19 protein-coding genes, 1 tRNA gene and 1 other RNA gene are annotated in these 18,234 nt (G+C 64.7%); 12 read left to right on the top strand and 9 right to left on the bottom strand.

Translation table 11 applies throughout. The features are described 5' to 3' along the window. Positions 1-226 precede the first annotated feature (226 nt). On the top strand, positions 227-1,384 hold the full coding sequence (locus SIL87_RS18455) for an MFS transporter (protein ID WP_319615611.1): 1,158 nt from the start codon (positions 227-229) through the stop codon (positions 1,382-1,384). Here SIL87_RS18455 and SIL87_RS18450 read toward each other — a convergent pair. The 7 genes from SIL87_RS18450 to SIL87_RS18420 all read right to left on the bottom strand — a co-directional run bounded on the left by SIL87_RS18450 (position 1,362) and on the right by SIL87_RS18420 (position 8,630). Then, positions 1,362-2,090 (bottom strand): ABC transporter ATP-binding protein, encoded by a 729-nt coding sequence (locus SIL87_RS18450; RefSeq protein WP_319615609.1) that lies wholly within the window; start codon positions 2,088-2,090, stop codon positions 1,362-1,364. The two genes, SIL87_RS18455 and SIL87_RS18450, sit on opposite strands and share 23 nt — an antisense overlap. Before the next feature lie 325 nt (positions 2,091-2,415). Further along, positions 2,416-3,423, bottom strand: coding sequence for a taurine ABC transporter substrate-binding protein (locus SIL87_RS18445; RefSeq protein ID WP_319615608.1), 1,008 nt, complete (start codon positions 3,421-3,423; stop codon positions 2,416-2,418). Between the two features lie 17 nt (positions 3,424-3,440). After that, complete coding sequence (locus SIL87_RS18440) at positions 3,441-4,289, bottom strand: ABC transporter permease (RefSeq protein ID WP_319615607.1); 849 nt, start codon at positions 4,287-4,289, stop codon at positions 3,441-3,443. 473 nt (positions 4,290-4,762) lie between these two features. After that, complete coding sequence (gene ctaD / locus SIL87_RS18435; protein ID WP_319615606.1) at positions 4,763-6,379, bottom strand: cytochrome c oxidase subunit I; 1,617 nt, start codon at positions 6,377-6,379, stop codon at positions 4,763-4,765. 27 nt (positions 6,380-6,406) lie between these two features. After that, a complete protein-coding gene (locus SIL87_RS18430) occupies positions 6,407-7,267 on the bottom strand; it encodes a cytochrome c oxidase subunit 3 (protein ID WP_319615605.1) in 861 nt (286 codons plus the stop codon). 268 nt (positions 7,268-7,535) lie between these two features. After that, entirely contained in the window at positions 7,536-8,399 is an 864-nt protein-coding gene (locus SIL87_RS18425) for a DUF2189 domain-containing protein (protein ID WP_319615604.1), read from the bottom strand. A gap of 154 nt (positions 8,400-8,553) precedes the next feature. Continuing rightward, positions 8,554-8,630 (bottom strand) — tRNA-Ile (locus tag SIL87_RS18420). A 91-nt stretch (positions 8,631-8,721) separates the two neighbouring features. Between SIL87_RS18420 and ppa the strand changes: the two genes are divergently transcribed. Both ppa and SIL87_RS18410 read left to right on the top strand, forming a co-directional pair. Beyond that, positions 8,722-9,243, top strand: a complete 522-nt coding sequence (gene ppa, locus SIL87_RS18415; protein WP_319615603.1) for an inorganic diphosphatase — start codon at positions 8,722-8,724, stop codon at positions 9,241-9,243. A 176-nt stretch (positions 9,244-9,419) separates the two neighbouring features. Continuing rightward, on the top strand, positions 9,420-10,328 hold the full coding sequence (locus SIL87_RS18410; protein WP_319615602.1) for a formate/nitrite transporter family protein: 909 nt from the start codon (positions 9,420-9,422) through the stop codon (positions 10,326-10,328). A gap of 124 nt (positions 10,329-10,452) precedes the next feature. On the opposite strand, the gene SIL87_RS18405 is transcribed toward SIL87_RS18410, so the two are convergent. Together SIL87_RS18405 and SIL87_RS18400 are read right to left on the bottom strand one after the other, a co-directional pair. Beyond that, the gene (locus SIL87_RS18405; RefSeq protein ID WP_319615601.1) at positions 10,453-11,307 is read right to left on the bottom strand and encodes a Rossmann-fold NAD(P)-binding domain-containing protein; all 855 of its coding nucleotides are present in this window, start codon (positions 11,305-11,307) and stop codon (positions 10,453-10,455) included. Positions 11,308-11,332: 25 nt separating this feature from the next. Further along, positions 11,333-11,971, bottom strand: coding sequence for a DedA family protein (locus SIL87_RS18400; RefSeq protein ID WP_319615600.1), 639 nt, complete (start codon positions 11,969-11,971; stop codon positions 11,333-11,335). Between the two features lie 84 nt (positions 11,972-12,055). On the opposite strand from SIL87_RS18400, the gene SIL87_RS18395 reads away from it, so the two are divergent. The 9 genes from SIL87_RS18395 to SIL87_RS18355 all read left to right on the top strand — a co-directional run bounded on the left by SIL87_RS18395 (position 12,056) and on the right by SIL87_RS18355 (position 18,165). Further along, positions 12,056-12,286 (top strand): hypothetical protein, encoded by a 231-nt coding sequence (locus SIL87_RS18395; protein WP_319615599.1) that lies wholly within the window; start codon positions 12,056-12,058, stop codon positions 12,284-12,286. Beyond that, entirely contained in the window at positions 12,287-12,610 is a 324-nt protein-coding gene (locus tag SIL87_RS18390) for a cell division protein ZapA (protein WP_319615598.1), read from the top strand. Positions 12,611-12,619: 9 nt separating this feature from the next. Continuing rightward, a non-coding RNA gene (ssrS, locus tag SIL87_RS18385) (6S RNA) lies at positions 12,620-12,777 on the top strand. Between the two features lie 29 nt (positions 12,778-12,806). Further along, a complete protein-coding gene (locus SIL87_RS18380; protein ID WP_319615597.1) occupies positions 12,807-13,367 on the top strand; it encodes a 5-formyltetrahydrofolate cyclo-ligase in 561 nt (186 codons plus the stop codon). Next, the gene (locus SIL87_RS18375; protein WP_319615596.1) at positions 13,364-14,557 is read left to right on the top strand and encodes an aminotransferase class I/II-fold pyridoxal phosphate-dependent enzyme; all 1,194 of its coding nucleotides are present in this window, start codon (positions 13,364-13,366) and stop codon (positions 14,555-14,557) included. Before SIL87_RS18380 ends, SIL87_RS18375 begins: the two co-directional genes overlap by 4 nt. 29 nt (positions 14,558-14,586) lie before the next feature. Then, positions 14,587-15,126 (top strand): hypothetical protein, encoded by a 540-nt coding sequence (locus tag SIL87_RS18370; RefSeq protein WP_319615595.1) that lies wholly within the window; start codon positions 14,587-14,589, stop codon positions 15,124-15,126. Between the two features lie 107 nt (positions 15,127-15,233). Continuing rightward, positions 15,234-16,310, top strand: coding sequence for a type III polyketide synthase (locus SIL87_RS18365; protein WP_319615594.1), 1,077 nt, complete (start codon positions 15,234-15,236; stop codon positions 16,308-16,310). A gap of 8 nt (positions 16,311-16,318) precedes the next feature. Next, positions 16,319-17,017 carry a methyltransferase domain-containing protein gene (locus tag SIL87_RS18360; protein WP_319615593.1) on the top strand — a complete coding sequence of 233 codons (699 nt, stop codon included), beginning with the start codon at positions 16,319-16,321 and terminating at the stop codon, positions 17,015-17,017. Next, positions 17,014-18,165 carry an NAD(P)/FAD-dependent oxidoreductase gene (locus tag SIL87_RS18355; RefSeq protein ID WP_319615592.1) on the top strand — a complete coding sequence of 384 codons (1,152 nt, stop codon included), beginning with the start codon at positions 17,014-17,016 and terminating at the stop codon, positions 18,163-18,165. The genes SIL87_RS18360 and SIL87_RS18355 overlap by 4 nt, the downstream gene beginning before the upstream one ends. Positions 18,166-18,234: the final 69 nt, after the last annotated feature.

Genomic DNA, 18,234 nt, shown 5'->3' with positions numbered 1-18,234 from the left:
CTTGAGACCCAGATCAAAAAAAGTTTTTTGCTTCTTTTTTACAAAAAAGAAGCGCTTCCTCTCGCCTGCGGAAACCACAATGCTGCCAAACTGAAACATCCGGCCAGCGCAAAAATGCGATTTGCCTATCTGATTTCGTCATATCGCTACGGCGTCGATCTGCTTTCGGGGGCAGGCGCGATCTGCGATAATCGGGTCTTCCAGCCAGGGTCGTCCGTTCACTGCAATGATAAAATATGCGCCGCTCTACGCGACCGTGCTGTTCGCCCAGATCGCGCTGGGGCTGCTGACGCCGCTGACCCCGATTTTGCTGCTTTCCCACGGGATTGCGACCTTCGCGATCGGGATCGTGGCGTCGGCCTATTATGGCGGGACGCTGGTGGGCAGCCTGGTGGTGCCGTGGGTGCTGATGCGGATCGGGCATATCCGGGCGCTGGTGATTTTCTGCGTGGTGGCGGCGGATGCGACGCTGCTGACGCGCGGGGTGGGATCGGTGGTGCCGTGGATCGGCATCCGCTTCGTCGTCGGGATGTGCAGCATCGGCGTGTTCACCGTGGTGGAAAGCTGGCTCAATGCCACGGCGCGGCGCGGGGTGCGGGGGCGGGTGTTCGGGTTTTACATGTTCGCAAGCTGGACCGGCAGCGTGTTGGGGGCGTCCTCGCTCTCGCTGTTCAAGTCCGCCGGGTCGCTGCTGAGCCTCGGGGTGGCGGCGTTTCTGACCGCGTTGCTGCCGACCACGATATTGACGAGGGTAGGGCCGGCGCTGCCGGCGCGGGCGCGGCTGTCGCTGCGGGATTTATGGGCGCTCTCGCCTGCCGGGGTGGTGACCTGCTTTACCGCCGGAATGTCGAGCGGGATGTTTTTCTCGATGTTTCCGGTAGTGATGGAACGCGCCGGGATCAGGCAGGACGGGGTTTCGGTTGCAGTGTCGCTGAGCCTGCTCGCGGGGATGGCGATGCAGTTTCCGGTGGGGATGCTGGCGGACCGGATTCGGCGGGTGGTGATCGTGCGGCTGGTGCTCGCGGTGGCGGTGGCGGCGTGCGCGGGGTTGTTCGTCAGTCATGGTCTGGTCTGGTTCGCGGCGTTTGGTGCGGTGTATGGCGCGACGGCGGGGGTGCTCTATGGGCTCGGCGTGGGGTTGACCGCCGACCGGGCGGCGCAGGAGCAATTGCTCGGGGTGAGTTCGGGGGTGCTGTTCGCCTGGGCTTCGGGCGCGTGCACCGGGCCGCTGATCGCCGCCGCCGCAATGGCGCGGCTGGGGTATTCCGGGGTGTTCGCCATGCTGGTGACGCTGTTCGTCATTGCGCTAGTGGTGGTGATGCGCCGCCAGCCGGCCGGGCGAATGGACGATGAGGTCGGGACTACGCTGCCAGAACCGACATGACCCTGCGCTTGAGATGGAGAAAGTCGGGCTCCAGCGTCATGTCCCAGCTTCGGGGGCGGGCGAGGGGAATCGGCTGATCGATCGCGATGCGGCCGGGGCGGGCCTGCATGACGACCAGACGATCGCCCAATATGATCGCCTCGTCGATATCGTGGGTGATGAAGATGATGGTGGCGCCGATCTTGTCCCACAGTTCGAGCAGAAACGCCTGCATGCGGTGACGGGTCTGGGCATCGAGCGCGGCGAACGGTTCGTCCATCAGTAGCACCTTCGGGTTCATCACCAAGGCACGGGCGAGGGCGGCACGCTGCTGCATGCCGCCGGAAAGTTCGTACGGGCGATGGGATTCGAAACCGCCGAGACCCATGATGCCGATGACCTCGTCGATGCGGGGCCAGTCGATGCTGCCGCGCATGCGCTGGCCGAAGGCGATGTTGTCGCGCAAGGTTAGCCACGGATACAGGCCGGGTTGCTGGAAGACCACGACACGATCGGGGCCGGGCTTGGCGATCGGCACACCATCGATGGCAAGACGGCCCGAACTCGGCGCATCGAGCCCGGCAATGAGGTTCAGCAATGTCGATTTGCCGCAGCCGGACGCGCCGAGAATGGTCAGGAACGTGCCATCCTCGATGGTGAGATTGATGTCGTCGAGGGCGCGAATGGAGGCGAAATCGCGGGTGACGCGGGTGAGGGTGATGGGCATCAGAAAGGCAAGGACTTCTTTTTTGTAAAAAAGAAGCAAAAAACCTTCCTTATCCGGGGCACGGGCGTATTCAACAGCACAGTCCCAAAGGAACAAAGTTTTTTTGCTTTTTTTTGTTCACAAAAAGAAGTCTTACCCTGTCTTGCCCTCATATCGCTGCATCGTGCTGTTGGAAGAAAAGGAAGGGCTTCTTTTTTGTAAAAAAGAAGCAAAAAACTTTTTTGATCCGGGGCATGGGCGTGTTCAACGGCGCAGTCCCAAGGGAGCAAAGTTTTTTTGCTTCTTTTTGTTCACAAAAAGAAGTCTAGACTTCCCCGACCTCATTTCAGTGTGCTGCGGTTTCGGCATATTGCGGCAGCACGGCGTTGGCGGGATGGGGGGGCAGTTTGTCGATGCGGCCGATTTTGAGGAGGGTTTTGGCGGTGTTTTCGATGGTTTTGGTGGTGGCCGAGGTGGCGACGGTTTTGGGTGTGCCGAGGACGTGGGGTGTGGTCTGGTCTTTGGCGGAGAAGATCTGGTAGCCGGCGAGTTCGGTTTTGGCGGTGGCTATGGTGATGCCGGCTTGTTTGGCCATGAGGGCGAGGGCCTGGTGGGGGTGGGTGCGGGTGAAGGTGACGCCCTGGTCGAGGGCGCGAATGAAGTCGGTGACCAGTTTGGGGTGGGTTTTGGCCCATTGCGTGTCGGCGATGCAGATATTGTAGGAGGAGGCGTCGGGCGGGAGGTCGGCGTCGGTTTTCAGGATTTTGCCGCCCATGCTGTGCAGCGCGTCGAATACCGGGTCCCAGACGATGGCGGCGTCGATGCTTTTGGTGGTCCAGGCGACGCGCATTTCGGGCGGCGACATGTTGAGCTGGTGGACGGCGCTGAAGGGGATGTGGGCTTCGGCGAGGAAGGTGGCGAGTTCGAAGGAGGATTGGGAGCCTTCGACGATGGCGATTTTTTTGCCCTTGAGGTCGGCGATGGTTTTGATGCCGCCGCCGGGGCGGACGACGATGCCGGCGGCGCTGGTGTAGCGTTCCTGATTGAAGATGATGCCGAGGGGGACGCCCTGGGAGATGGCGGCGACGAAGGGCGGCACGCCGAGGCCGCACATGAATTGCAGGGAGTTCGAGGCGAGGGCGCTCATGGCGGCGGGGCCGGAATCGAAGAATTTGAGCTGGACGTTGGCGGGCATGGTTTTCTGGAACAGATGTTGGGCCTGGCTGACCATCCACGGATCGGCGCCGTTGTTTTCGTAGCCGATGACGACGCTGGGTTTGGCCCAGGCCGGGGTGGTGGTGACGGTGGTGATGACGGTGGAGAGGATCAGGGCGGCGAGGGCGGTTTTGCGCATCGGGGGCTCCGGTTGGGTCAGTTGTGGCCGCGCCAGGGGACGGCGCGGCGTTCGAGCAGGCGGATGATCAGTTCCATCGCGTAGCCGAGCAGGCCGATGACGATGATGCCGACGATGACGATGGCGACCTGCAGGGCCTGACCGGCATATTGGACCAGCCAGCCGAGGCCTTTATCGGCTGCGATGAGTTCGGCGGCGACCAGACAGGTCCAGGCGACGCCGATGCCGACGCGCATGGCGGTGAAGATTTCGGGCAGAGCGGAGGGCAGGATGACGTGGCGGAAGATCTGGCTTTCGGTGGCGCCGAGGGTTTTCGCGACCGAGATGCGCAGGGCGGGGGTGGCTTTGACGCCGGAGATGGTGCCGATGATGATGACCGGAATGGTGCCGAACAGGATCAGCAGGATTTTCGGCAGTTCACCGATGCCGAACCAGACCACCAGCAGCGGAATATAAGCCAGCGGCGGCACGGGGCGGGCGAATTGCAGGAACGGATCGATCAGGCGGAAGGTGAAGGCGTTGCGGGCCATCAGCAGGCCGATCGGCACGCCGAGGACGATCGCGGCGACGAAACCGACCGCGATGCGGGCGGAACTGACCCAGATATCGTCGAACAGGGAATTGCCGCCATAACCGTGCAGCAGCAGCCGGATGAAGGCACGCCACACCGCGACCGGTGAGGGCAAGGCAATCGGGGGGAAAATATGAAGGACACTCGCGGCCTGCCACAGGATCAGGGCGATGATGACCGCAATCAGGGTGGTGAAACGCGATACATGATGCCAGGTGCCGCGCACCTCGCGGGCGGCGAGGGGGTCCACTTCGATGAGGGGAGGCTGCGCACTGACCTGATCGGAATTCGGCATTATTCCGATTGTCGCGCATGCCATGCTGCGATGCAAGAATAATGCGCCGGCGTGGAGTGGCGGTGCGCTGGGGAGGGGCGGTTCGGGAAGGAAGGGCTTCTTTTTTGTAAAAAAGAAGCAAAAAACTTTTTTGATCTGGGGCATGGGGGGTTTCGAAGGCGCAGTCCTGCGGGAGCGAAGTTTTTTTGCTTCTTTTTGTTCACAAAAAGAAGTGCTGGCTGGATTATGCGCGGGATGGGGTGAGGATTGCAGGGAAGGAAGGGCTTCTTTTTTGTAAAAAAGAAGCAAAAAACTTTTTTGATCTGGGGCATGGGGGGTTTCAAAGGCGCAGTCCTACAGGAGCGAAGTTTTTTTGCTTCTTTTTGTTCACAAAAAGAAGTCTTGACTCCCCTGCCACCTTCGCAAGTGAGGCAAAAAAAACCCCTCCGCACAGACGTGCGGAGGGGGCTTTGTCGGCCGAGTTGTAGGGAGACTCAGCGGATGACCGGGATTTCCGAGAAGGTGTGTTCGGGGGCCGGGGAGGGGATCATCCATTCGAGGGAGGTGGCGCCTTCGCCCCAGTAATTGTCGGCGAGGACTTCCTTGGAGGTGAAGATGCGCACGATGACGTAGAAGAAGATCAGCATGCTGAGGGCATCGACTGCGGCGCCGACCGAGGAGACGAAGTTCCAGCCGGCGAAGGCGGTCGGGTAGTCCGGGTAGCGGCGGGGCATGCCGGCGAGGCCGAGGAAGTGTTGGGGGAAGAAGGTGAGGTTGGTGCCGATGAAGAAGGTCCAGAAGTGCACTTTGCCCCAGAATTCCGGGTAGGGTTTGCCCGACATTTTGCCGATCCAGTAGTAGAAGCCGGCGAAGAGGGCGAAGGTGGCGCCCATCGAGAGCACGTAGTGGAAGTGGGCGATCAGGAAGTAGGTGTTGTGCAGGTCGGTATCGAGGCCGGCATTGGCGAGCACGACGCCGGTGGCGCCGCCGACGGTGAACATGAAGATGAAGCCGAAGGCCCAGAGCATCGGGACTTTGAAGTCGATCGAGCCGCCCCACATCGTTGCGATCCAGGTGAAGATTTTAACGCCGGTCGGGACTGCGATGACCAGGGTGGCGGCTTCGAAATAGGCTTTGCTGTCGTGGCTGATGCCGGAGACGAACATGTGGTGGCCCCAGACCAGGAAGCCGACGAAGCCGATGGCGCAGGTGGCGTAGACCATGCCGGCGTAGCCGAAGATGGGTTTGCGCGAGAAGGTGGGGATGACCTGGTTCATGATGCCGAAGGCGGGCAGGATCATGATGTAGACTTCGGGGTGGCCGAAGAACCAGAACAGGTGCTGGAACAGGACCGGGTCGCCGCCGCCGGCGGGTTCGAAGAAGGAGGTGCCGAAGCTGCGGTCCATGGTGAGCATGGTGATGGCGCCCGAGAGGACGGGGACCGCCATCATGAGCATGAAGGAGGTGACCAGCATGGCCCAGACGAACAGGGGCATTTTGAACATGTTCATGCCGGGGGCGCGCATGTTCAGGATGGTGACGATGAAGTTGACCGCGCCCGCGAGGGAGGAGACGCCGGCGAGCTGGAGGCCCATCAGGGTGAAGTCGACCGCGGGGCCGGGCTGGTACTGGGCATCGGACAGGGGCGGGTAGAGCGACCAGCCGATACCGGCGCCGGGGCCGACCAGCAGGCCGAGGTTGACGAAGAAGAAGCCCATGACCAGGAACCAGAAGCTCATGTTGTTCAGGCGCGGGAAGGCCATGTCCGGCGCGCCGATCATGATCGGGACCATCCAGTTGCCAAAGCCGCCGATCAGGGCGGGCATGACCAGGAAGAAGATCATGAGGAGGCCGTGGGCGGTGACGATGGCGTTCCAGGCCTGACCGTTGGCGACGACGGTGTTGCCGGGTTCGGCGAGCTGGGCGCGCATGATGAAGGAGAGCACGCCGCCTTCGATGCCGGCGACCAGCGCCCACACCATGTAGAGGGTGCCGATATCCTTGTGGTTGGTGCTGAGGAACCAGCGGCCGAGGAAGGATTTCCGGTCGGTGTGGTGGTGATGGTCGGACACGGCGTGGCCGTGGGCCGCCTGGAAGGTGTTATCGGACATTGATTGGTCTCCGGAGGGTCAAACGGGTCAGCCTGCGGTCACGGCGCTGGCGCCGATCCAGTAAACGGACACGAACATGAACAGCCACAGCACGTCGACGAAGTTCCAGTACCAGGCGATGGTCTGGAAGCCGGCGTAGCGCTCGGGGGTGAAGGCGCCGCGCATGATGCGGATGGTGGCCATGGCGAGCAGGATGACGCCCATGATCACGTGCAGCATGTCGAAGCTGGTGAGGATGAGGAAGAGCGAGGGGTAGATGCCGCCGTGGTAGACCGGGAAGGGCAGGTTCGCGAATTCCCAGATCTGGCCGAGCAGGAAGACGATGGCGAGGAGGGTGGTGGCGGCCATGCCGAGGGCGGCGTTGGTGCGGTTGCCTTGCAGGATGCCGTCGAACGCGCCGGTCAGGGTGGTGCTGGAGAGGAGCATGACCAGGGTAGCGAACAGGGGTTCGCCGAGCGGGTTGATGGTGTGGATATGGGCGGGCGGCCAGACGGCGACGTGGCCGATGCCCATTTTCGCGGGGAAGAAGAAGAAGTTGAAATAGCCCCAGAAGAAGGCGACGAACAGCATGAGCTCGGCGACGATGAACAGGGTGACGCCGTAGCGGAAGCTGATTTGGGGGATGATGCCGGCTTTGATGAGGTTGGGGCCGTCGTTCAGGGCATCGCGCGCCCAGAGGGCGATGGAGGCGAGGAACATCAGCAGGCCGACCGCGAGCAGGGTGATGCCTTCGTGGAAGGTATAGGCGATCACGCCGCCGGCGGTGACCATGGCGGAGACAGCGATGGCGAGCGGCCAGGGGCTGAGGCCGACCGGGGTGAACGGGCTGGTGACCGTGGCCGGGCCGTAATGATGCGCATCGGCATCGGGAAGTGTGTGATCAGTCATCCAGCGTCACCTTGCAGATCATGGGGCGTCCCCGACGATGTTGTTTTATGGAGTTGTTCGGCAACAGTTACGAATTTAGCTTAGAACACGCATTATTGAATTGGAATATATCAACCGTAACGGCGAGGCAAGAGGTGTTTTTGCCTCGCCTGCCATTATGGCCGGGATATTACGATGATGTTCCGGTTTGCCGGGCGGATTCGGGATCAAGTTCCCGCGAGGCGGCGCTCCCCTGCGCGTTGGATGGGTGGTGCGCCGCTGTGGGGTGTCAGTAATGGACGAGGCGGCGGTAGAGGTGCCAGGTGGCGTGGCTGAGGATGGGCAGGACGACCACGAGGCCGACCAGGGCGAAGGCGACGCCGACGAACAGGCCGAGCGAGACGATCAGGCCCCAGGCGAGCAGCGGGCCGACATTGAAGGCGAAGGCCTTGAGCGAGGTGCCGATGGCGCCGACGAAGCCTTCGGGACGATCGAGCACCATCGGGAAGGAGACCACGCTGAGGGCGAGGACGATGACGGCGAAGACGAAGCCGACCGCGAAGCCGCTGATGATGAGGCCCCAACCGCGCAGATGGGTCAGGATGTGGACCAGCATGACGCCGAGGCTGATCGGGTGCTGTTTGCCGGAGAAGGCGACGAACAGGAAATGGGCGGCACCTATCCAGAGGATGAAGATGGAGATCAGGGTCAGGCTGAGCAGGGCGATGGTGCCGATGGCGGGCGAGGTGAGGACGCCGAGCGCATCGGTCCAGCCGGCGCGCTGATCGGTCTCGAGGCGGCGGCTCATTTCGTAGAAGCCGAACGCGGCGATCGGGCTGACCAGGACGAAGCCGGACAGGAGGGGAAACAGCAGGTCGGCATAGCCGGGGCCGCTGGCGGCGACGATGGCGGCGACGCCGATGATCGGCAGGATGAAGACCAGGAGGATGGCATCGGCGCGGGTTTTGGCGAAATCCTGCGCGCCTTCGGACAGGACGGCGAACAGGTCGCTATAGGTGATGCGCTGGATGACCGGGGTGGTGCGCGCGACGGCGGCGCTGTCCCAATAGGTTTGGTCGGCTGATTTTCCGACCGAGGAAAAGCCGCTGAAGACCATCTGGAACGGCCAGAAGAACGGGTTTTGCGCACGCATGTCGGTTCTCTCCACTATCGGCAGCTTTTTTCTCGTCGTCATGGCCGGCCTGTGGGGCCGGACACGGATTGGCGAGCTTATTCGAATTATAGAATGAAAAGGCAAGCCCCGCCAGAATTTTCTGAGCGGGGCGGGTCCGGGTGGGGTGGTGACCTGGTGCGCCGGGCAGGACTTGAACCCGCAACCAAACCGTTATGAGCGGTCCGCTCTGACCAGTTGAGCTACCGGCGCACACGGGGCCTGTATGGCCAGTGCCGGGCATGATTGGCAATATGCGGTGCGGCGGCTAGAAGGCGGGGCAGGATTTTTCGGGAGATTTTTTATGGATCTGAGCAAGCTTTCAGCCGGCAAGGCGCCGCCTTCGGATATTCATGTGGTGATCGAGATCCCGCAGGGGTCGGCGGTGAAGTATGAGGTAGACAAGGAAAGCGGGGCGATCATGGTCGACCGGTTTCTGTTCACGCCGATGGCGTATCCGGCGGCTTACGGGTTCATTCCGGGAACGCTGGCGGATGACGGCGATCCGGCGGATGCGCTGGTGCTGACGCCGGCGGGGGTGGTACCGGGGGCGGTGATCCGGGCGCGGCCGATCGGGGTGTTGCGGATGGAGGACGAGGCGGGGATGGACGAGAAGATCGTTTGCGTGCCGCACGACAAGATCCATCCGCAATGGAGCGGCGTGACCGAGGTTTCGGAACTGCCGGCGATCACGCGCGATGCGATCGAACATTTTTTCACCCATTACAAGGATCTGGAAAAGGGCAAATGGGTGAAGGTGACCGGCTGGGAAGGACGCGCGGCGGCCGAGGCGGCGATTGCGGAGAGTTTGGCGCGGGTGAAGTGAGGGAAGCGCTGTTTTTTTTGTAAAAAAAGAAGCAAAAAAACGTCTATTCGCGGGGCGGTGCCGGTTCCACAGCCGCAGACCAGATTGAAAAGAGTTTTTTGCTGCTTTTTTTCAAAAAAGCAGTGCTGTCTCGTCTTCTCTTGACCGGGCGCGATCATCATGTGCGGACAACGTGCATGGGAGTCGGAATGGACGAGGATGGCAAGGCGGCGGGATCGGACTCGCCGCATCTCGATGAGGGCGAACAGTCGCAGGCGGCGCAGCATTCCGGGCTGAGGCCGCTGGTGATCCATGAGATCATCCGCGAGGAGGGCGAGGACGAACTCGAGAGGTCGAATGGGGCGCTGACGCTTTCGGGGTTTGCCGCCGGATTGTCGATGGGGTTTTCGTTTCTGACCGAGGCGTTGATCCGCGCGGATCTGCCGGCGAGCAAATGGCGGCATCTGATCGCGAGTTTCGGCTACAGCGTCGGATTCATCATCGCCGTGCTCGGGCGGCAGCAATTATTCACCGAAAGCACGCTGACCGCGATTCTGCCGCTGCTGACGCGGCGCAACGGCGAGACGGCGCTGGCGGTCGGGCGGTTATGGGCGATCGTGCTGGTGATGAATCTGGTGGGAACTTGGGCGTTCGCCGCGCTGCTGCTGGTTCATGGCGTGTTTTCGGATGCGGTGGTTGACTCGCTCGGGGTGATTGCGCGCGAGGCGATCCATGACGCGTTCGCGGCGACCTTTATCAGGGCGATGTTCGCGGGCTGGCTGATCGCGCTGATGGTGTGGATTTTGCCGAGCGCGCGCTCGGCGCGGTTGCTGACGGTGCTGCTGATCACCTATGTTGTCGCTATCGCGAAACTGTCCCACATCGTCGCGGGATCGGCGGAAGCGGCCTACGCCGTGCTGACCGGGACCGCTTCGTTCGGACAATATCTGACTGGATTTCTGGCCCCGACCCTGCTGGGGAACATCGTGGGCGGGGTGGCGCTGGTCGCGCTGCTCAACCACGGCACGGTGGCGGAGGAAATTCAGGATGGGATCGATGAGCGGGGTGGGCGGAAGGCCGAGGGAGGTACGGTAAGGGAAGGGTAAGACTTCTTTTTGTGAACAAAAAGAAGCAAAAAAACTTTGTTAATTGGGTTCGTGCCGGTTTAAGCGCCCTTGCCCCAGGGAATAAAAGTTTTTTGCTTCTTTTTTACAAAAAAGAAGCGCTTCCTTACTTCCCCTCTACTTCCATAATCGCCGCAAGCCCCTCCCGATAGCTCGGATAGCGCCATGCGAGGCCGAGGGCGGTTTTGGTGTCGTGGTTCAGGACGACGCGGTTTTCGCTCCAGAAGGACAGGGCCATGGGGGACATGGTGCGTTTCGCGTCTTCGAAGGGGATGGGTGGGGGTGGGGCGATGCCGAGCAGGGTGGCGGCGTAGGTGATGACGGTGGCGCTGGGGGCGGGTTCGTCGTCGCCAAAGTTGAGGATGCGGGTGCCGGTGGTGGCGGTGGCGATGGCGGCCATGGTGCCGTGGGCGATGTCGTCCACATGGATGCGGCTGAATTTGTGGCCCGGCTTGTCGATCCGGCGGGCGGTGCCGTGGCGGAGGTCGTCGAGCACCGAGCGGCCCGGGCCGTAGATGCCGGCGAGGCGGAGGATGTCGACCGCGTGGTGTGCCGCGCGTTGCGACCAGGCGGTTTCGGCGGCGACGCGGCGGCGGGTGCGGTCGGTGCCGGGGGCGGGCGGGGTGGTTTCATCGACCGCGCCGCCGCCGTGATCGCCGTAGATGCCGGTGGTGGAGCAATAGCCGATCCAGCGGAGGTTGGTTGCGCGGTTCAGGCCCGCTTCGTGCTCGGTGAGGATGGGATCGCCGGTTTCGGTGGGGGCGGCGGTGATGACGAGGTGGGTGGCGGTGGGCAAAACCTCGCCGATGGCGGCGAAGGGGATCAGGGTGACGCCGTCCGGCGGGGATTTTCCGGCGGGGTCGCGCGTGGTGGCGGTGATACTCATGCCGGCGGCGCGGGCGGCGCGGGCGATGGCGGTGCCGCTGTAGCCGAGGCCGGCGATGAGCAGATGGGGGGTCATGATTGCTTGCTCCGCGCGGAATTCATCATTGCTTGCTTTGCGCGCGGGCGGCGGCGATGCGTTCGAGGCGGTCGCCGTGGCGGTGGAACATCACGGCGGCGACGATGATGGCTGCGACGATGGCGACGCCGATCGCGACGCCGACCGGGCCGGCGACGTGTTCGATCTGTTTGCCGAAGATGTCGGCGGCACCGCCGTAGAGCCCGGCCCAGAGGATGCTGGCCGCGATCTGGAAGATCAGGAAGCGGCGCCAGTCCATGCGGGTGACCCCGGCGAGCAGGGCGGCGAGGGCGCGCAGGACGGCGAAGAACCGCCCGAACACCACGATTTTGCCGCCGTGGTTTTCGAACAGCCAGTGACCGGCGAGCAGGCGGCGTTCGGTGAGGCCGATGCGCGAGCCGTGGCGCAGCAATGCCGGGTAGCCGGCGCGGCGGCCGATCCAGTAGCCGATGATGCCGCCGAGACTTGCCCCGGCGGCGGCGCTGGCGATCAGGACGACGATATCGATGTGATGGGTGGTGCCGGCATAGATCGCGGCGGAGACCAGGGCGGTTTCGCCGGGCAGCGGCAGGCCGAGGCTTTCGAGCATGACGAGGACCGCGACCGCGAGGCTGCCGTAGGAGGTGATCCAGGGTTCGAGGGCGTGGTGGAAGAAATGGAGCATCGTTTCCTTGTGCCGTGATGCGGTGGGGCGGGCGATCGGGTTTCCCGACTTCCCATGTAACGCAAAATCTCCGATAACCATGCCATGAGTGAGCCGGAAACCGAAATCGACACGCTGGATCGCCTCGAAGCCGCGCTGGGACGGATTGCCGCCAGTGCGGGCAGGCCGGATCGACCGCGCCCGGATGAGCAGCGGCGGCAGGTGGCGGAGGCGCTCGACCGGATGATCGGGCAGCTGCGCGCGGCGCTGGCGGCGACCGGGGACGATGCCGGGGATGGCGCCCCGGTCGATACGGCGCAGGGGGAGGGCGGCTAGATGGCGCAGGTGACGATCCGGATCAACGGCTATTCCTATGCGGTGAGCTGCGAGGATGGTCAGGAGGGGCATCTGGCGGAGATGGCTTCCGAGATCGATCGGCGGGTGGGAAGCATCAAGTCGATCGGCGGGCAGTCGGGGGAATCGCGGCTGCTGGTGCTGGCGGCGCTGCTCCTGGCCGACGAGTTGCACGATACCAAGGCGTCGCTGGAGATGGCGAAGCATGCCAGGCCGGGCGGGGCGGCCTCGCCCGAGCATAACGCGCGGCTGCGGCGCATCGCCGCGCGTGCGGAAGAGATTGCAGCGGACCTCGCGGAGCCTTAAGTTATGCGGGCGAGGCTGCCCGGTTCGTCAGGCACGTTCATCCCCGGGGCCAATAAGTACTCCCAGGGAGCTGGCTCTGTCGGAACCGTGGTTCCGGTATTTCCGGCGCCCACCTGCTCTGCAGGCCTTGGGAGGATGACATCGCCAACGGCCAGGGCGGCTTCGCACTTTCCAGTTTCGATCCTGATGATGATCCATGCGTGACGAGGGGCTTGCGGTTGCGAAGGTGGCGGCGCGGGCGGCGGCGCTGGCGCGGCGGGCGGGTTCCTGCGGCGATCGCGGCGAGCGGCTGGCGGCGCATGTTCTGGCCGATTGTGCGCCGCCGGCGGGGGCGGTGGTTTCGGGGTTCTGGCCGATCGGGGATGAGATCGATGTGCGGCCGCTGATGGTGGCCTTGTCGGCGCTGGGGCATCGATTGTGTCTGCCGGAGACGCCGAAGCGGGGACTGCCGCTGGTGTTTCGGCACTGGATGCCGGGGGAGGCGCTGGTGGCGGGCCGGTTCGGGACGTCGCACCCGGTGGGGGAGGTGGTGGTGCCGGATTTCGTGCTGGTGCCGCTGCTGGCGTTCGACCGGAAGGGTAATCGGCTCGGGTATGGGGCGGGGTATTATGACCGGACGCTGGCGGCGATGCCAGGGGCGTTCCGGCTCGGCTGCGCCTTTGCCTGCCAAGAGGTGGCGGCGGTGCCGGTGGGGCCCCATGATGAGCGGCTGGATGCCGTGGCGACCGAAATCGGGGTGATCGGGATGATGCGATGAGTGGGGCGACGAGCGGGATGATGCATGGGGCGATGCATGGCGCGATGGGGATTTCGGAGGTGCCGCGCTCGAAGATCGGGGATATCGGGCGGATCGCGTTCGGGGACCCGGCGATTGTCAATCTGGCGTTCGGGGAATCGGATTATCCACCGCCGGCGGCGGCGACGGCGGCGCTGGTGGGGGCCGTGGCGGCGGGGGAGACGTTTTATGTGGATAGCCGGGGCAAGTCGGCGCTGCGGGCGGGGTTGGCTTCCTATTTGAGCGGGTTGCACCGGTTGCCGGTCGATGAGGGGCGGATCGTGGTGACCGCTTCGGGGATGGCGGCGATCGCGGTGGCGTTTGCCGCGCTGGTCCGGGCGGGGGATCGGGTGGTGATCCATGAGCCGGAATGGCCGAACCTGGCTGCGGCGGCGCTGGCGCGGGGCGCCGAGCTGGTGCGGTTCGGGCTCGATGAGGATGGCGCGGGCGGGTTTCGGCTGGATCTGGCGCGGCTGGAGACGGTGCTCGTCGGGGCGCGGGTGTTCTGCCTGAATTCGCCGAACAATCCGACCGGGTGGATGGCGAGCGATGCCGAGATCGCGGCTGTGGTGGCGCTGTGCCGCAGGCTCGGGGTGTGGCTGCTTTCCGATGAGGTGTATTCGCGCCTGACCTTCGATGGCGCGGCGGCGGCGCCTTCGGTGCTGGATCATGCCGGACCGGATGATTGCGTGATGGTGGCGAATTCGGTTTCGAAGACCTGGGCGATGACCGGATTCCGGGTGGGGTGGCTGGTGGTGCCGGCGCGGGTGCGCGATGCGCTCGGCGAGTTGACCGAGGTGACCCATTCGACCGTGGCGCCCTATTCGCAGGCCGCGGCGCTGGCCGCGCTGGGATGCGAAGCGTTCGTGGCGGATTTTCGCGCATTCTGTGCCGAGGGGCGGGGGATCGTGCTGGAGGGGCTGGCGGGGTTGAACCGGGTGCGGCTGCGGGCGCCGGCCGCGAGTTTCTATGCGTTCGCGCGGATCGAGGGGGTGGCGGACAGTCTGGCGCTGGCGCGGCGTCTGGCGCTCGAGCACAAGGTGGCGGTGGCGCCGGGGGTGGCGTTCGGTGCGGCGGGGGAAGGGTATTTGCGGCTATGTTTTGCCCAGAGCCCGGCCAAACTGGCGCTGGCGGTGGAGAGATTGCGGCGCGGGTTGGCGTTGTTAACGTAATCTTGATGATTTGCCGGTATAGACCGGTCATGCGGTGGATATTGATCGTTCTGGCGATGATGGTTCCGGGCCTCGGGTGGGCGCAATCGGTGCTGCCCGATCGGGCGCGGACGCCGGGGGCGATCAATCCGGCGGTGACGGCGGCGACGATCGATACGACGATTTGCGTGCGGGGATGGACGCAGACGGTGCGGCCTCCGGTTTCGTATACCGAGCCTTTGAAGAAGAGGCAGATCCGCACCTTCGGCTATGCCGACCGGCGGCCCTGGCACTACGAGGAGGATCATCTGATTCCGCTCGATCTGGGCGGATCGCCGGCATCGCCGCTGAATTTATGGCCGGAGCCGCATCTCGGGGCGGGGGCGTGGGGGTCCTATGCCAAGGATCGGCTTGAGGCGGTGATGGTGCGGCTGGTGTGCGATCATCGGGTGGGGTTGCGCCGGGCGCAGGCGATGATGGCACGCGACTGGATCGCGGGGTATCGGCGGTATATCGGGCCCGATCCCGACAATTCGCGGCCGCATCGGTGGCACGAGGCGTGGCAGCCCGCGCCTAGTCCGGCGTGGTGAGCTTCCGGCATCTATCGTTTTGGTCATGTTGGCTTGTGGAGCTCCGGCTTGTCCACATGTTCCGTGACGTGCGCCGCCGAGGTGCCCTTCTGCTGGAAGCGAGTTTGATGACCGTTGCTCATATCAACCGGATCGGTACCGCGGTGCCGGAGCATGATATTCACCACGGGTTCGTGGATTACGCACGGACCATGCTGGATGCGCGAAAGGCGGCGGTGTTTTCGCGGATGGCGGAGCGGGCGGCGATCACGCACCGGTATTCGCATCTGGCCATGGGGGATCTGGTCGAGGGCGAGGTCGATGCGCAGGATTTCTACCGGCGGGGGGCGTTTCCGGATATCGGACGGCGGATGGCGCAGTATGAGAAGACCGCGCCGGGTCTGGCCGAGGAGGCGATCGCGGCGCTCGGGCTGAACGGGTCGGTGGCGGAGATCACGCATCTGGTGGTGGCCTCCTGCACCGGGTTCACCGCACCGGGGCTGGATCAGCATATTGCGTGGCGGTTGGGTTTGCGGCCCGATATCCAGCGGACGCTGGTGGGGTTCATGGGATGCTCGGCGGCGGTGCCGGCGTTGCGGATCGCGCAGGCGGCGGTGCTGGCCGATCCGGCGGCGCGGGTGCTGGTGGTGAATCTGGAATTATGCACGCTGCATCTGCAGGAAACCGGGGATCTGGAGACCGCGCTGACCTTCATGCTGTTCGGCGACGGGTGTGCGGCGACGCTGGTGACCGCCGAGCCGGAGGGGTTCGCGATGGCGGATTTCCGGGCGGCGACGATTCCACAGACCGAGGATCTGATCACCTGGGATATCGGGGCGCAGGGGTTTCTGATGCATCTTTCGGGCGGGGTGCCGGGCAAGATCGCGCAGGCGTTGCGCGAGGATCTGGCGCGGGGCGATGATGGCGGGCTGTTGCGCGGCGAGGGGACCCAGGCGGTCGATTTATGGGCGGTGCATGGCGGCGGGCGGACCGTGCTCGATGCGGTGGAATCCGGGTTCGGGTTGGCGCCCGATGCGTTGGCGCCCTCGCGCGCGGTGCTGGCGGCGCATGGCAATATGTCCTCCGCCACGGTGATGTTCGTGCTGAGGCGGATGATGGCGGATGCGGTCGCGGGGGCGCGCGGGATGGCGATGGCGTTCGGGCCGGGGATGGTGGCGGAGACGTTCCGGTTTCGCAAGGTCTAGGGGGTTCGATGGCGGGTTTGGCTGATCTTTCGCGTCGCAGCACGGCTGGCGAGCTGATGGACGATCCGGCGCTGGACCCGGCGGTATATGACCGGTGCATCCGCGATCTGGCGACGCTCAACCGGGTGACGCTCACGCATCGTCCGGTGTTGCGGTGGCTTGCGGCCGCGGCGCCGGATGACGGGTTTTCGGTGCTCGATGTCGCTTACGGCGATGGCGATCTGTTGCGGGCGATTTCGCGGTGGGCGGCGAAGCGGGGGGTTGCGGTGCGGCTGGGCGGGATCGATCTCAATCCGCGCAGTGCTGCGGCGGCGCGGGCGGCGACGCCTGCGGGAATGGCGATCGATTATGTCACCGGGGATGTGTTCGATTTCGAGCCCGAGGTGGCGCCGGATTTCATCGTGACGTCGCAATTCACGCATCATCTCGACGATGCGGCGCTGGTGCGGCTGCTCGGGTGGATGGACCGGCATGCGCGGCGGGGCTGGTTCATTACCGACCTGCATCGGCACGCGATCCCTTATTACGGGTTTCGCTATCTGGCGCGGCTGGCGGGGTGGCACCGGATCGTGGCGTTGGACGGGACGGTTTCGATCGCGCGGGGGTTTACCGCCCGCGAGTGGCGGGCGCGGCTCGATGAAGCCGGGCTGGCGGCGCGGGTCGGGTGGCGGTTTCCGTTTCGTCATGCGGTGGCGCGGCTCAAGTGAGCGAAATCGTCGTGGTCGGCGGGGGGCTGGCGGGCGGGGCGGCGGCGTGCGGGCTGGCATTGGGCGGGTTTGCTGCGGGTGGGCGGGCGGTGACGCTGCTGGAGCGGGATCGGGCGCCGGTTCACAAGATTTGTGGCGAGTTTCTCAGTGTGGAGGCGCAGGCTTCGCTTGCGGCGATCGGGCTTGATGTCGCTGCGCTCGGCGGGCACCGGATATCGCGGTTGCGGCTGGTGCGCGGGGCGGGGGTGGTCGAGGTCGGGTTGCCGTTCGAGGGGGTGGGAGTGACGCGGCGGACCCTGGATGCGGCGTTGCTGGAGCGGGCGGAGTCGCTGGGGGTGACGGTGCGGCGCGGGGTGGCGGTGCGTGAGGTGGGGTTCGAGGGCGGGCTTCGGGTGGATCTGGCCGGGGAAGCGGCGCTGCGGCCCGCGATCGTGGTGCTGGCCAGCGGGAAGCACGAGGTGCGCGGGGTGCGGCGGCGGGTCGGGACGGTCGAGGACCTGATCGGGTTCAAGATGTATTTCCGGCTGGATGCGGCGCAGACGGCGGTGCTGGCGCGGCATATCGAACTCTATTTGTGGCAGGACGGGTATGGCGGGTTGCAGCTCGTGGAGGACGGGGTGGCGAATTTCACCCTGCTGATCGAGCGGGCGCGTTATCGGGCGGCTGGCGGCACCTGGGCCGGGTTGCTTGCGGCGCTGCGGGCCTCGTGCGGGGTGCTGGATGCGCGGTTGCGGGGGGCGGTGGCGGTACTCGACCAGCCGCTGACGATTTTCCGGGTGCCGTACGGGTTCGTGCATCGGCCGGGCGGGGATGATGTGCCGGGGTTGTTCCGGCTCGGGGATCAGATGGCGGTGATCCCGTCTTTTACCGGGGATGGCATGGCGATCGCGCTGCACAGCGCTGCGGTGGCGGTGGCGGCGATTCTGGCGGGGGAGCCGGCGCTGGCTCATCATGTCCGGGTGCGGCGGGATGTGCGCGGGCAGATCGCGCGTGCCTCGGTGCTGGCGGGAATGGCGCGGTTCGGGTTTGGCCAGGCGGCGCTGTTTCAGGCGGCGCGACTGTCGCCCGCGCTGCTGCGGCTCGCCGCGCAATGGACCCGGGTGCCACCATCGCGCGGGCCCGCAGCGACGCGGATTTTGCGGATATGACCGGATCGGGCGGCGAGGAGACGTTTTCGGTCCCGTGTATGCCGAGAGACGAATAAAAAAACTTGAAAT

Origin of the sequence: Acidiphilium acidophilum, from assembly GCF_033842475.1 — a bacterium.
GTDB classification, from domain to species: domain Bacteria; phylum Pseudomonadota; class Alphaproteobacteria; order Acetobacterales; family Acetobacteraceae; genus Acidiphilium; species Acidiphilium acidophilum.
This window is presented reverse-complemented; position numbering and strand designations above follow the sequence as displayed.